The following is a 13,925-nucleotide window of genomic DNA, read 5'->3' on the forward strand; positions in this document are numbered from 1 at the left end:
TCCCCGCGCCCCTGAAGGGCGCGCTGCCGCGCCCCCGGGCGGCCACCGGGGTGCCGGCAACTGTTGCACGCCGGGTGCAGGCCGTACGGGGCTGGGCGCGCAGTTCCCCGCGCCCCTGGAGGGGCGGTCAGCGCAGGGCCTCGGCGACCTCCCGGGCCGCCTCCACCACCCGCTTGCCGACCCGCTCCGGCACGACATCCGCGAGCATGACCACCCCCACGCTCCCCTCGACCCCCGTAACCCCCACCAGCGGCGCAGCCGCCCCGCACGCGCCGGTCTCCAGCTCACCGTGGGTCAGGGTGTAGCCGGGGTCGCCGGGGGTCTTCTGCCGGGCGGCGAGGATCGCCTTGCCCGCCGCCCCCCGGTCCAGGGGGTGCCGGAACCCCGCCCGGTACGCCACGTGGTAGTCGGTCCACGACGGCTCGACCACGGCCACCGCGAGGGCCTCCGCCCCGTCGACCAGGGTCAGATGGGCGGTCGCGCCGATGTCCTCCGCGAGGGACCGCAGCGCCGGCATCGCCGCCTCCCGTACCAGCGGGTGCACCTGCCGTCCCAGCCGCAGCACGCCGAGCCCGACGCGGGCCCGCCCGCCCAGGTCACGGCGGACGAGGGCGTGCTGTTCCAGCGTGGCGAGCAGCCGGTACACCACGGTCCGGTTGACGCCCAGTTTGTGGGAAAGCTCGGTGACGGTCAGCCCGTGGTCCGTGTCGGCGAGCAGTTTGAGGACCCGTAGGCCCCTGTCGAGCGTCTGAGAGGTCTCCGCGGTCACGACGCCCACTCCTTCAGTGGTGAGGTCGACGGCCCCTCGCTGCATGTGCGTCACCGGTCCCGGCGGTCACGCGCTTCAGAGGCCGCCGATCGGCCGGCGGCCCGGACCAGTCCCGGGCACAGTCGCTTCACGGCTGCGCTCCGCGGCGGCGCTGCCACGGGGCGTGTGCGTAGCGGGACAGTAGCGAGCCGGTCCGCTGAGCGGAAGGCTCCGTCCAGAATCCGGTCACCAGTTGAACAAACTGGTCACTTTTGTCCCGGTGCGCTTGCGCGGTGACCGCTCCGGCACCGGTCCGGCACGCCTCACCGTCCACGGACGGCGCCCGGGCGTCTCACCGCATGCGGGTGGCCCACTCCTGCACCTTGGCGATCCGCTGGCGCAGCTGCCCGGCGGTGGCCTCGGCGGACGGCGGGCCGCCGCACACCCGGCGCAGCTCGGTGTGGATCACGCCGTGCGGCTTGCCGCTCTGGTGGACGTAGGCGCCGACGAGGGTGTTGAGCTTCTTGCGCAGCTCCATCATCTCCTTGTGGGAGACCACGGGCCGCCGCTCGGCGGGCAGTTCGAGCAGGTCGGCCTCCTCGGCCGGCTTCTTCTTGCTGTGCGCGATCTGCCGGGCCTGCCGCTTCTGGAGCAGCAGCTGCACCTGGTCGGGTTCGAGGAGTCCGGGGATGCCGAGGTAGTCCTGCTCCTCCTCGCTGCCGGGGTGGGCCTGCATGCCGAACTCGGCGCCGTTGTACATGACGCGGTCGAAGACGGCGTCGGACTCCAGCGCCTCGAAGGGCAGCATGTCCTGCTCGCCGGTGTCCTCGTCCTGCTGCTTGTTCGCCTCGTCCATCTCCTTCTCGGACTCGGCGTACGGGTCCTCCTCGCCCTCCTTCTTGGGCTTGTCGAGGACGTGGTCGCGCTCGCGCTCCATCTCGTTGGCGAAGCCGAGCAGGTCCGGCACGGTCGGCAGGAACACGGACGCGGTCTCGCCGCGCCGCCGGGACCGTACGAAACGGCCGACGGCCTGGGCGAAGAACAGCGGCGTGGAGATGGTGGTGGCGTACACGCCGACCGCGAGGCGCGGGACGTCGACGCCCTCGGACACCATGCGGACGGCGACCATCCAGCGGTCGTCGCTCGCGCTGAAGTCGTCGATCCGCTTCGACGCGCCGGCGTCGTCGGAGAGGACCAGCGTGGCCTTGTGGCCGGTGATGTCGCGGATCAGCTTGGCGTAGGCGCGGGCGGACTCCTGGTCGGAGGCGATGACCAGGGCGCCGGCGTCCGGGATGGCCTTCCTGACCTCGGTGAGCCGCTGGTCGGCGGCGCGCAGCACGGACGGCATCCACTCGCCGCGCGGGTCGAGCGCGGTGCGCCAGGCCTGGCTGATCGCGTCCTTCGTCATGGGCTCGCCCAGCCGGGCGGCGATCTCGTCGCCCGCCTTGGTGCGCCAGCGCATGTTGCCGCTGTACGACATGAAGATCACCGGACGGACGACGCCGTCGGCGAGGGCGGAGCCGTACCCGTAGGTGTAGTCGGCGGACGACCGGCGGATCCCGTCGTCGCCCTCCTCGTACGTCACGAACGGGATGGGGTTGGTGTCCGACCGGAACGGCGTACCGGTCAGCGCGAGCCGCCGCGTCGCCGGCTCGAACGCCTCCAGGCACGCCTCGCCCCACGACTTGGAGTCGCCGGCGTGGTGGATCTCGTCGAGGATCACGAGCGTCTTGCGCTGCTCGACCCGGTTGCGGTGCAGCATGGGGCGCACGCCGACACCGGCGTACGTCACGGCGACGCCGTCGTACTCCCGGCCGAGCGGGCCCGCGCTGTACTCGGGGTCGAGCTTGATGCCTATCCGGGCGGCGGCCTCCGCCCACTGCTTCTTCAGATGCTCGGTGGGCGCGACGACCGTCACCTGCTGCACGACATGGTGGTGCAGCAGCCAGGACGCCAGCGTCAGCGCGAAGGTCGTCTTGCCGGCGCCGGGGGTGGCCACCGCCAGGAAGTCCCGGGGCTGCGCCTGGATGTACTTCTCCATCGCCCCCTGCTGCCAGGCGCGCAGCTTGCCGGCGGTGCCCCAGGGGGCGCGGCCGGGGAAGGCCGGGGACAGGTGGTGCGAGTGGGACGCGGAGCTGGCGGTGGTAGTCACGGTCTCCGTGGGGTGGTCGGGCGGCTCGGTACGGATGACAACCGGGCCACCCTACCGATGGCCCACCCCCCGACGTGCCGCCGAAGCCCCGCGTCGCCCGAGGGTGGGATTCACATCACAGTCACCGCGCGAAGCGCGGCAGCAGGGCTGCGACCTTGGGCACGTCCAGCTCACCCTGGCAGACGTCCAGCACGAACCGCTCGGCCTCGTCCACGTCGAACTCCGGGTCGAGCGGGTGCCCGTTCATGTGCAGAAAGACCCAGGTCCCGTACCAGGCGAGACGCTTGTTGCCGTCGACGAGCGCATGGTTGCGCGCGAGAGACTCCATCAGGGCCGCGGCCTTCTGCCACACGTCGGGATAGGCGTCCTGGCCGAACACGCTCGACTGCGGGCGTGCCAGCGCCGAGTCCAGCAGTCCGTAGTCGCGCACTGTCTCCTCCCCGAGTCGCTTTGCGAGGTTCAGCAGCTCGGGCAAGGTGAGGTAGTGCATCAGGCGAGCCTCCGGTTCAGCTCCGCACTCGCCTTCAGCACATGGTCGGCCGCCTCATTGAACAGCCTGGAATGTTCGTTTATCGCCGCCACCACCGCGTCGTGCGCAAAGGCCTGCATGCTGCGCCCCTCGGCAGAGGCGCGCTCGCGCAGCGCGTCGAGTTCTTCATCGGTGAAACGCACGTTCAGTCCAGCCATGACTCGACGGTACTACGTGGTACCACCCGGTGTCACACCTTGCCGTCCGGCACCGGATGGAGCCGCGTCGCTATCCAGGCGCCCGCCAGGGCCACCGCCGCCATCGGGAGGAACACCGCCGCGAACGCGGCCGGGTGCGAACCCGTGGCCTCCGTGGCCGTGTGGCTGACCGTGCCGCCGCCGAGGGCAGCGAACGCGGCGCCGCCGATCGCCAGGAGGAGGACGTTGGAGAGGCCGTCGGAGATCTGGAGGGCGGCGGAGTTGGTGCCCGCCTCCTCAGGGGCGGAGAGGTGGAGCAGCAGCACGCTGGTGGAGGAGATCACCAGCCCCATGCCGAAGCAGCCGAACGCCCAGGCGACCGCGAGCGTCCAGGCCGGCACGGAGTGGATCAGCACGCTCGGCGCCGCCGCGATGGCGGACGCGACCAGCAGCATCCCGACGGTCATCAGCCGCTCCCGGTACCGCTCCAGGCGGGGCCGGGACTGCACCCAGGAGCCCAGCGCCCAGGTGCCGCCGCCCGCCGCGAGGGAGAAGCCGGCCAGGGTGGGGCTGAGGCCGCGCTGGGTGACCAGCATCAGCGGGACGAAGGACTCCGCCGCGATGAACGAGCCCGCCGCGACCCCGCGCAGGAGGACGACCGAGGGCAGGCCGCGGGCCGCCCGGTACGTGCCGCGCGGGAGCAGGCCGAGGACCGCCGGGATCAGCAGGGCCACGCCCAGCGCACCCGGGAGCAGGGACAGCCAGCGCAGGTCTTGGGCGGCGTACTGGAGCAGGCCCGCGCCGAAGGAGATCGCGAGCGCCAGCCTGATGCGCCGGCGGTCGAAGGAGGCCGGGGCCTCGGCCGCGTCCCCGACCGGCCCGGAGGCGAGCCGCCGGATCTGGGGCAGCGCGAGGGCCAGCGGCAGCACCACGATCACCGGGATGCCGAGGAACACCCAGCGCCAGCCGAGGTGTTCGGTCACCGCGCCGGAGGCGAGCGGTCCGACGATGGAGGGCACGACCCACGCCGCCGCGAACGCCGCCATGATCGCCGGGCGCAGCCGCTCGGGGTAGGCGCGTCCGACGACCACGTACAGGGCGACGATCACCAGGCCGCCGCCGAGGCCCTGCACCGCACGCCCGAGGATGAACAGCCACATCGAGCCCGCGGTCCCGCCGATCAGCAGCCCCGCCGCGAAGGAGGCGATGCCCCAGGTCAGCGGGGCGAGCGGGCCGCGCCGGTCGGACCACTGGCCGGACAGCACCATGCCGAACAGGCTGGTGGTGAAGTACCCGGAGAACGCGAAGGCGTACAGCGGGACGCCGTTCAGCTCGCGGGCCGCGACGGGCATGGCCGTGCCCACCGCCGTCGCCTCGAAGGCGATCAGCAGCACGACGGAGACGACCCCGATGCTCAGCGCCCGGTACCGGCGGCTGAGGACGGTGTCGTCGGGGACGACGGCCGGGGCGGAGGCGCCGGCGGGTTCGGCGACACCCGTGTCGCGGGGGTTCGGGGCGGTCATGCCCGCCAGAGTAAGGGCCACAGCCCTGTTTGACCCCTGTCGGGGGTCGGGACCGGAACCGGGACCTTGGTCCTAGGACCGGGGGACTGTGAACGGGGGACTGTGAACGAGGCATGGCAGTCACGTTGCACACCCCGGTGTTCCCTTGAGCCCCGCGAGCGGACGGCCGTACGGTCGACACACCGGTCGGGGACGGCACCTTCCCTCACCGACACGGCCGTGTGCCCGAGTGGTTCAGGGGCTCGCCTGCAAAGCGAGTTACGTGGGTTCAATTCCCGCCACGGCCTCCACAGGGGGCGGGCGTTCTCCGGAACGCCCGCCCTTTCACGCGCGCGTCAAAGAACCCCGCCCGCCTCGTCCTGGAACAGGCACGTCCAGTAGTGCCAGTCCGTGTCCGACCCCGTGCCCGTGGGGTCGACCGAGGCGAGGACCTGGATCATCGTGAGGGCGAGCTGGTCGTAGGCGTCGCTCGTGAGCGCGTGGCCGGAGGCCTCGTCGAGGGAGCGCTCCCGGTGCAGGAGCCACAGCGTGAACGCCAGCGTGGAGATGTCCGTGTTCAGCGGGCGGAGCGCCGCGTCCCCCTCGCTCCAGCTGAGCACCGCTCCGGTGGCCCCGTCGACGACCAGGCTGTGGTCGTCGATCAGGTGGCCGACGCGTATCAGGCGGTCGGCGTGGGCCGGGAGGTGGCCCGGCGGGAAGCCGCCCCCGCAGTCGTCGGCCGCGTACTCCGTGAGCGTGCGCAGCGGCTGGTCGGTGTCCAGGGAGAACAGGAAGCCGTCCTCGGGCAGGCCCGTCTCGCGCAGGAAGCGGCGGGTCGGCTCGTGCGTGAGCGTCGCGGGGAAGTCGACGTCCTCGAAGCGGACCACGCCGCGCCGGCCGAACTCGTCGTCGAGCAGGCGGAGGGGGAGGTCCAGGGCGAGACCGGAGGCCGTGCCGGGGCCGGCGACCAGGGCGAGGGGGCGGATCAGTGCGGCCATCCGCCAGAACGGCGCCGGCTCGCCGTCCGCGCCCTCCTCGAACACCGCGAGCAGCTGCCGGGAGGCCTCCGCGACCGCCTTGGTGCCGTAGCGGCCGGCGTAGGCGGCGAACTGGCCGCGCAGCCCGGCCAGTTCGTCCGTGGCCGCGGCGAAGCGGACCAGGGTCGGCAGGGAGGGGGCCAGCGGACGGCAGTCCATGAGGTCGGGCCGGTCGTGCACGTACGTCGTGGAGACCTCGCCGGTCGCGCCGTCGAGCAGCACCGACTCCGGCTCCAGGCCCGCCGGGACGGCGAACGCGCCGATGACGAGCTGGTCGCGCAGCGCGGGCGGCAGCCGGTCGGCCGCGCCCGTCGCCTCGGCGACCGTGTGCGGGCCGCCCGGGCGGCCCGGCTCGGTGAAGCGGAACAGGCCGTTTCCGCACGGCAGTCCGGGTCCGGTCAGCCAGCGCCGCGTCGAGGCGTGCGTGATCCGGGGACCGAGGTCGTCCTCGGTGAAGGTGATCGCGCTCGCGACAACGGTGTCGGTCGTGCTCATGATTCCCCCGCGATACGTGTGCTCGGTCCCGGGCCCGCGAACGTCCCGCCCCGGGCAGGACGGCCCGCGCCCTGCCGGGCCCACGGCCGTCCCCCACTGCTCAGAAGAGTACGCGGCGCCACTGACAACGCCTCAGAACCGCGGGGCGCGGCCTGCGCCCTGTCCTACAAGACGCTCGAGAGGCCTCTCGCGTTGCCCAGGACCGCCCAGGAGACGGCGATCACGCCGTGAATGCGCTCAGGCGCCGGTCACCACGGCGGCCTGCGGGCGGATCGGCAGCCGGTTCACGGGCCTGCCGGTCGCGGCGCGCACGGCGGAGGCGATGGCGGCCGGCGAGGTCACCACCGGCACCGCGCTGACCGCCTTCGCGCCGAACGGCGCGACCACGTCCCGCTCCTCCACCAGCTTCACGATCCGGATGTCGGGCGCGTCCAGCGCCGTCGGCAGGGCGTACCCGGTGAGGTCGGGGTGGCGGATCAGGCCGCGCGGGGTGCGCAGGTTCTCGGTGAGCGCGGCGCCGAGGCCCTGGGTGACGCCCGCCTCGATCCGCGCGGCGAGCTGCGCCGGGTTGAGCACCCGGCCCACGTCCTGCGCGACTGCGAGCTCCACGACCCGCACCGAGCCGAGCTCGATGTCGACGTCGACGACCGCGCGGATCGCGCAGAAGGCCATGCCGACGAAGGCGTCGCCCTGCCCCGCGTCGTCCAGCGGCTCGGTGGGGTGCGGCCGGCACTGCGCGGTCGCCCACAGCTCCTTGCCGTCCATCGCCTCGGTGACGGTCGTGGACAGCACGCCGTCGTACGAGGTGATCTTGCCGTCGGTGATCTGGAGCAGCTCGGTGGACATGCCGAACTTGTGCGCGAGCGGCTGGAGGAGCTGGGTGCGGACCATCTTGGCCGCGCGCTCCACGGCCCCGCCCGACACCCAGGTGTGGCGGCCGCGGCAGCCCGCGCCCGCCGGGGGCTGGTCGGTGTCGACGGGCACCACGTGCACCTCGTCGATGCCGAGGGTCTCCTGCACGATCTGCCGGGCCAGCGTGGAGAAGCCCTGCCCGGTCTCGACGGCCGCGCACAGCACGGTCGCCACGCCGTTCTGCACGCGCACGGTGGCCGTGGACACCTCGTCGGCGCCCTCCGCGCCCAGCATGTGCACCATGCCCAGGCCGTAGCCCACGCCCCGCCGCACCGCGCCCGGCTCGCCCGCGCCCTCGGGGCCGCCGGGCAGCAGCCACTCCTCCGCCGGGGTGTCCTTGGGCAGCGGCGGCAGCGGGAAGTCCCGTACGGCTTCGAGCAGTTCGGCGACCGGGGCGGGGCAGGTGACGGTCTGGCCGGTGGGCAGCACGTCGCCGGTGGCCATCACGTTGCGCATGCGCACCTCGGCCGGGTCCAGGCCGAGCTTCTTGGCGAGCTTGTCCATCTGCGCCTCGTACGCGGCGCACACCTGCATCGCGCCCTCGCCGCGCACATGGCCGGAGGGCGGGTTGTTGGTGCGCACCGCCCAGCCCTCGATGAAGGCGTTGGGCACGACGTACGGGCCGCAGGCGAAGGCGACGGCGGCGGCCAGGGCGTCGGAGGAGGTGCCGGCGTAGGCGCCCGAGTCGAGCAGGATCTGCGCCTCGACCTTGACCAGCTTGCCCTCGGCGTCGGCGTGGTGGCGGTAGCGCAGCAGGGTGGGGTGGCGGTGGGTGTGGCCGAGGAAGGACTCCTCGCGCGTGGCGGCGAGCTTCACCGGGCAGCCGGTCTTCAGCGCGAGCAGCCCGAGGGGCAGCTGGAAGCTCTGGTCCTCGCGGTCGGCGGTGGCGCCGGGCACACCGGTGACGACGATCTTGACCTGGTCCTGCTGGAGGCCGAACGCGGCGGCGGCGGTGTCCCGGTCGCCGTGCGGGTCGGTGGACGCCAGGTACAGCTCGACTCCGCCGTCCGGGCGGGGCACGGCGAGCCCGGCCTCGGCCCCTATGGGGGCGGGGTCCTGGCGGCCGATGCGGTACAGCCCCTCGACGACGACCTCGCCGACCGCGTCCGCGTCGCCGTGGCGCAGCGGGATGTGCCGGATCAGGTTGCCGTCGGGGTGCAGCGCCTCGGCCTCGAACGCCTGCTCGGGGTCGGTCACCGGGTCGAGCAGCTCGTACTCGACGATGACCGCGGCGGCGGCCATGCGCGCGGTGTCCGGGTGGTCGGCGGCGACGGCGGCGAGCGGCTCGCCGTGGTGGCGTACGACCTCGGAGGCGAAGACCGGGCGGTCGGCCGTGCCGCGGCCGAGCACCGGGGTGCCGGGGACGTCCTCGTGGGTGACGACGGCGCGGACGCCGGGCATCTCGCGCGCGTGCGTGGTGTCGATCGACTTGATGCGCGCGTGCGGGTGCGGCGAGCGCAGCACGGCGGCCCACAGCAGGCCCTCGGCCCACAGGTCGGCGGCGTACGGGAAGGTGCCCTCGGTCTTGGCGCGCGCGTCGGCGGCCGGGAGGGAGGCGCCGAGCCCGCGCGGGAGGGCCTCCTCCTCGGTGGCCGCCTCGGCGGTCTGCACGGTGGCTGCCTCGTTGCTCACGCCTGGCCTCCGTCCTGGCCGTAGGACCGGTCCTGCGGTACGACGCCGAACGCCGAGGGGTTGACCCCTCCGGCGCCGGGGCCCGCCTGGTGCGGGATGCGCGCGGTGCCGTCGCCGTCGTCCGCCTCGGCCTCGGCCTGCGCCTCGCGTTCGGCGACGACTTCCTGCACGGCGTTCACCACGCCCCGGTAGCCGGAGCAGCGGCACAGGTTGCCGCACAGGGCCTGGCGGGTCTCCAGCTCGGTCGGCGCCGGGTTGCCCTCCAGCAGGTCGTGCACGGTCATCGCCATGCCGGGCACGCAGAAGCCGCACTGCACGGCGCCGCAGCGGGCGAGGGCGCGCTGCACGTCCGAGGGGCGGCCGTCCTGGGCCAGTCCCTCGACGGTGCGCACCTCGCTGCCGGCCGCCGTGACGGCGGGGACCAGGCAGGACGCGACGAGCCGGCCGTCCACCTGCACGTTGCACGCGCCGCACTCGCCCTGCGAGCAGCCGTCCTTGGCGCCGGCCAGGCCGAGCCGCTCGCGCAGCACGTAGAGCAGCGACTCGCCGATCCACGCGTCGGTGACGGGCCGGTCGGCGCCGTTGACGCGGAGCACGTAGGAGGCGAGGGGGTGGTCCTCGTGAGGGGCGACGAGGACGGCCGCGGGGGGAGCGTCCGGTGCGTCGGAGGCCTCCGGACCGTCCGGGCCTCCAGGACCGTCCGCGGCGGGCGCGTCGTCGTCGGCGGGGGGCTCCGAGGGCCCCTCGGAGGGCTCGGCGGGGGCCTGGGCGTCCTCCGGGCCGCCGTCGGCGTCGGACGCCCCGGAGGCGGGCTCCTCGGCGCCCTGCGGGGCGTGCGGGTGCTCGCGGCCCCCGGCGTTCTCGGCGTCCGCGTCGGCGGCACCGTCCGCGCCGACCGCGCCGTTCCCGCCGTCCGTACCGTCGCCGGACTGCCACGGCTGCTCGGCCCCGGACGGCCCGGGGTGCTCCGGGTGTTCCTCGGCGGGCAGCGGCTGGGACGCGTGCGGGGCGTCGTGCGCGGAGGCGTCCTCGGCGGGGCGGGCCTGCGGCTGCTCCGGGGCGGAGCCGGGCGCGCCCGCGTGCTGGTGCGCGGTGGGGTCCTGCGTCTCCGACGCGGGGCCGTGTTCGCCGGCCTCGTGGCCGTACGCGCCGCCCTGGCCCGGGTGGGCGCCGCCCTGCGGCCCGTACGCACCGCCCTGCTGCTCGTGGTCCTGCGGCACGCCCGGTACGCCGGGGCCCCACGGGGTGCCGATGGACTGGGACTCGGCCCAGGGGGCCGCGGCGCCGCCCGGGAGGGTCGCCGGAGGGGTGCCGCCCCACTGCTCGACCAGGGCGGACGTGGTGAACTCACCCGACTCGTCCGGCAGGTCGCCGCCCGCCACGGGGATCGACCACTGCCCGGTGACGTCCTGCCCCGGCGCCTGGCCGTGCCCCTGGTGCTGTCCGACGGGGTCCTGGCTCGGCGCGCGGTGCTGTCCCTGCGGGTGCTGCTGTCCCTGCGCGTGCTGCTGACCCTGCGCGTGCTGCTGTCCGGCCGCGTTCGGGTCGTAGGCCCACTGCCCGCTCGCGCCCGGGTCGTAGGCGAACCGGTCGCCCGCCGTCGCGTCGGGCTCCGCCGTTCCCCGGTCGTGCCAGCCGGCGCCGTCGACGGGGGCGCCGGGCGTGGCCCAGCTGCCGGTGGCCGCCGGGTCGGTGCCCGCGGTGGTGGCCGGCGTGACCGTGATCTGCGGCGGCACGTAGCCGTGGCCGGGCGCGGCCAGCGGGCTCTCCATGGCGTCCAGCAGGGCGTCGATGCCGCCCTCCGGGAGGTTCACGAAGGCCGTGGCGCCGTCGTCGTAGTCGCCCTGCGGCAGCGGGTCCCAGCGGCTGCCGCCCGGAGGCGTGCCGCCCTGTCCGTGCTGGTCGTCGGTCACGACAACGCCCTCCCCAGTGCTCGTCGGGCCAGCGCGGCGACGGTGCGCCGCAGGTGCAGTACCGCGGGCGGCAGCGGCGGGACGGTGCCGTCCTCGCCGGGCGCGGCGTCGGGGATGCAGGCCGCGGCGACGTACTCCCCGAACGCGCTGAGCGCCTCGGGCACGATCGCGCGGTTGTTGTCCCAGTCGATGAGCTGCGCGACCCACTGCTCGGCCTCCAGGGGCCGCAGCGGCATCGGCGCTATGGCGCCCACCGCGCAGCGCACCCCGCGCCGGGCGGGGTCGAGCACGAGGGCGACGGAGGCGACCGCACGGCCGGGTCCGGTGCGGCCGGTCGCCTTCAGGAAGACCTGGGGGGCGTGCAGCAGCGGCACGCGCACGTAGCCGATCAGTTCGCCGGGGCGCAGCACGTCCATGCCGGCCAGCAGGTGCGACACCGGGACCTCGCGGCGGGCGCCGCCCGGTCCCGCGACGATCAGGGTCGCCTCCAGGGCGGCCAGCACGGGCAGCGCGTCCCCGGTGGGGGCGGCGGAGGCGATGTTGCCGCCGAGGGTGCCGGCGTTGCGGATGTGCGGGGGTCCCGCTGCCCGCGCGGCGGCGGCGAGCGCGGGGATGAGCGCGGCGAAGTCGGGGCGCCCCATGCGCGCGTGGGTGAGTCCGGCGCCGAGCAGCGCGTGTCCGTCCAGGTACTGCCAGCCGCGGATCTCGCTGATCTTGCCGAGGCCGACCAGCGCGGCGGGCCTGAGCTGCCCGGAGTTGACGGCGGCCATCAGGTCGGTGCCGCCCGCGACGGGCACGGCGGCGGGCATGGCGGTGAGGGCCGCCACGGCCTCGTCCAGCGTCGTGGGCAGCGTCACGGCCTGCGCCGCCTGCGGTGCGTGCGTGCTCAAAACCGGCTGCCCCTTCCCGCTGCCCCACCTGGTCCCGCCCGTGCGCCGTACGGTACGTGCTGACAGGGCGGACGTGGCAACTCTGGCACATCTTGGCAGGTGCCGAAGACGGGGGTCCGCTAGGAGGCATTCGCCCGCCTGGGCCCGGACCTGGCCGATTCAGTCCCCGAATCACCGTGGCGCCGCGGAATCTCAGCCTTCGGAAGCTCTTGTTCCGTTATGGCCCGACCTGTTCGGCCCGCAGCGAACGCGTGTGGCACGGGTCGTCCCCCGGGGCAGAGGAGCACCGGGGGACGAGCGGGGTACGCGGCTGACGACGGGGGGGACGCGGTTACCCGGCCGGCGGCGGCCCGTCGATCGGGCGGCCCAGGACGCCCGGGCGGCGCTGCCACGGGCGGGGGCCGGTGGGCGGGCGGTAGGCGACGCCGAGGGCGTCCAGGCGCCGGTAGTGCTCGGTCATGCGCCGCTCGAAGCCGGGGAAGTCCCGGTCGGCGGGGGCCGGCAGCTCGCTCCAGGCGACCTCGGACAGCGCGGCGAGCCGGGGGAACGTCTGGTAGTCCACGCGCCCCTGGTCCTCCATCACCTCGGTCCACACGTTGGCCTGCGTGCCCAGCACGCGCGCCCGCTCCTCACGCGTCAGCTCCGCCGGGACCGGTTCAAAGCGGTAGACGTCCTCCAGGGTGCGCACGTACCCGATCGGCACCGGCTCGTCGGGGCCCGCGTCCTGACGGTGGTCCAGGTACACCTGCTGCTCGGGGCACATCACCACGTCGTGGCCCGCGCGGGCGGCGGTGACCCCGCCCGCGTAGCCGCGCCAGGACGACACCGCGGCGCCCGGCGCGAGCCCGCCCTGGAGGATCTCGTCCCAGCCGATGAGCCGCCGTCCGCGCTCGGCCAGCCAGCGGTCGAAGTGGCCGATGAACCAGGACTGGAGAGCGTCCTCGTCGGCGAGCCCCAGCTTCGCGATCTGTTCCCGCGCCGTCTTCGACGCCCGCCACTGGTCCTTGACGCATTCGTCGCCGCCGATGTGCACGAACGGCGAGAACGGCCCGGCGTCGGCGGGGAACAGTTCCAGGAGTTCCTCCAGCACCCCTTCGTAGAAGCGCAGGGTGTCCTCGGTGGGGGCGAGGACGTTCGGATTGATGCCCCAGGTGTCCCAGACGGTCAGCGCGGCGGTGTCGACGACATCACCGTTGCCGAGTTCCGGATACGCGGCGATGGCGGCCTGCGAGTGTCCCGGCACGTCGATTTCGGGGACGACGCCGATATGCCGTTCGGCGGCGTAGGCGACGATCTCGCGGAGGTCGTCCTGGGTGTAGTGGCCGCCGTGCGGCCTCTCGTCCCACAGCGGCGAGGCGCGGTGGCCGATTTTGGTGCGGGCGCGCCAGGATCCGACCTCGGTGAGGCGCGGATACCGCTGGATCTCCACGCGCCAGCCCTGGTCGTCCGTGAGGTGCAGATGCAGCACGTTGAGTTTGTGCGCGGACATCAGATCGAGATACCGCAGCACGCCTTCCTTCGGCATGAAGTGGCGTGCCACGTCCAGCATCAGCCCGCGCCAGCGGAAGCGGGGCGCGTCCTCGACGGTCGTGTGCGGCACGGTCCACACCCGGTCGCGGCGCACCGGCGCCCGGCGGAACGCGTCGGGGCCGAGGAGCTGCCGCAGCGTCTGCGCGCCGTGCAGCACGCCTGCCGCGTCGCCGCCCTCGACGAGGACGCCCGTACGGTCGCTGACGAGCCGGTACGCCTCCGCGCCGAGCCCCGGCGCGAGGGCGAGCCGGACGCCGCCCTCGGCCTCCGCGGGCTCCCGCGCCTCCGGCCAGGGCAGTCCGGTGGCGGCCCGCAGCGCGGCGCCGAGCCACCGCCCCACGCCCTCCGTCCCGGCGCCGGCGTGGAGCGCGGAGTCCGCCGTCAGGCGCGTCTCCCCGGCGCCGGGGACGACGTGCCGGGGCGCCGGAATCAGTGAAGTCGTCACCAT

At 74.4% G+C, this 13,925-nt stretch carries 10 protein-coding genes and 1 tRNA gene; 1 reads left to right on the forward strand and 10 read right to left on the reverse strand.

All coding sequences use genetic code 11. From position 1 onward, the window contains the following. Positions 1-127: 127 nt before the first annotated feature. The 5 genes from ACFOSY_RS08770 to ACFOSY_RS08790 all read right to left on the reverse strand — a co-directional run bounded on the left by ACFOSY_RS08770 (position 128) and on the right by ACFOSY_RS08790 (position 5,089). Complete coding sequence (locus ACFOSY_RS08770) at positions 128-769, reverse strand: IclR family transcriptional regulator (RefSeq protein WP_394306164.1); 642 nt, start codon at positions 767-769, stop codon at positions 128-130. A 331-nt stretch (positions 770-1,100) separates the two neighbouring features. Next, positions 1,101-2,900 (reverse strand): DEAD/DEAH box helicase, encoded by a 1,800-nt coding sequence (locus ACFOSY_RS08775; protein WP_394306165.1) that lies wholly within the window; start codon positions 2,898-2,900, stop codon positions 1,101-1,103. A 121-nt stretch (positions 2,901-3,021) separates the two neighbouring features. Then, positions 3,022-3,390, reverse strand: coding sequence for a type II toxin-antitoxin system death-on-curing family toxin (locus ACFOSY_RS08780; protein WP_394306166.1), 369 nt, complete (start codon positions 3,388-3,390; stop codon positions 3,022-3,024). Further along, a complete protein-coding gene (locus ACFOSY_RS08785) occupies positions 3,390-3,587 on the reverse strand; it encodes a hypothetical protein (protein WP_394306167.1) in 198 nt (65 codons plus the stop codon). The genes ACFOSY_RS08780 and ACFOSY_RS08785 overlap by 1 nt, the downstream gene beginning before the upstream one ends. Before the next feature lie 32 nt (positions 3,588-3,619). Further along, positions 3,620-5,089 carry an MFS transporter gene (locus tag ACFOSY_RS08790; RefSeq protein ID WP_394306168.1) on the reverse strand — a complete coding sequence of 490 codons (1,470 nt, stop codon included), beginning with the start codon at positions 5,087-5,089 and terminating at the stop codon, positions 3,620-3,622. A 215-nt stretch (positions 5,090-5,304) separates the two neighbouring features. Between ACFOSY_RS08790 and ACFOSY_RS08795 the strand changes: the two genes are divergently transcribed. After that, positions 5,305-5,379, forward strand: a tRNA-Cys gene (locus ACFOSY_RS08795). Between the two features lie 45 nt (positions 5,380-5,424). Here the strand turns inward: ACFOSY_RS08795 and ACFOSY_RS08800 are convergent. From ACFOSY_RS08800 to ACFOSY_RS08820, 5 genes are all read right to left on the reverse strand, one after another. After that, positions 5,425-6,600 carry an SUKH-4 family immunity protein gene (locus tag ACFOSY_RS08800; protein WP_394306169.1) on the reverse strand — a complete coding sequence of 392 codons (1,176 nt, stop codon included), beginning with the start codon at positions 6,598-6,600 and terminating at the stop codon, positions 5,425-5,427. Positions 6,601-6,837: 237 nt separating this feature from the next. After that, a complete protein-coding gene (locus tag ACFOSY_RS08805; RefSeq protein WP_394306170.1) occupies positions 6,838-9,144 on the reverse strand; it encodes a xanthine dehydrogenase family protein molybdopterin-binding subunit in 2,307 nt (768 codons plus the stop codon). Continuing rightward, a complete protein-coding gene (locus ACFOSY_RS08810) occupies positions 9,141-11,057 on the reverse strand; it encodes a 2Fe-2S iron-sulfur cluster-binding protein (RefSeq protein WP_394306171.1) in 1,917 nt (638 codons plus the stop codon). The genes ACFOSY_RS08805 and ACFOSY_RS08810 overlap by 4 nt, the downstream gene beginning before the upstream one ends. Then, positions 11,054-11,947, reverse strand: a complete 894-nt coding sequence (locus tag ACFOSY_RS08815; protein ID WP_006134432.1) for an FAD binding domain-containing protein — start codon at positions 11,945-11,947, stop codon at positions 11,054-11,056. The genes ACFOSY_RS08810 and ACFOSY_RS08815 overlap by 4 nt, the downstream gene beginning before the upstream one ends. Before the next feature lie 331 nt (positions 11,948-12,278). After that, positions 12,279-13,925 (reverse strand): beta-N-acetylhexosaminidase, encoded by a 1,647-nt coding sequence (locus ACFOSY_RS08820; protein ID WP_394306172.1) that lies wholly within the window; start codon positions 13,923-13,925, stop codon positions 12,279-12,281.

Source organism: Streptomyces lusitanus (genome assembly GCF_042647945.1).
GTDB lineage: Bacteria > Actinomycetota > Actinomycetes > Streptomycetales > Streptomycetaceae > Streptomyces > Streptomyces pseudogriseolus.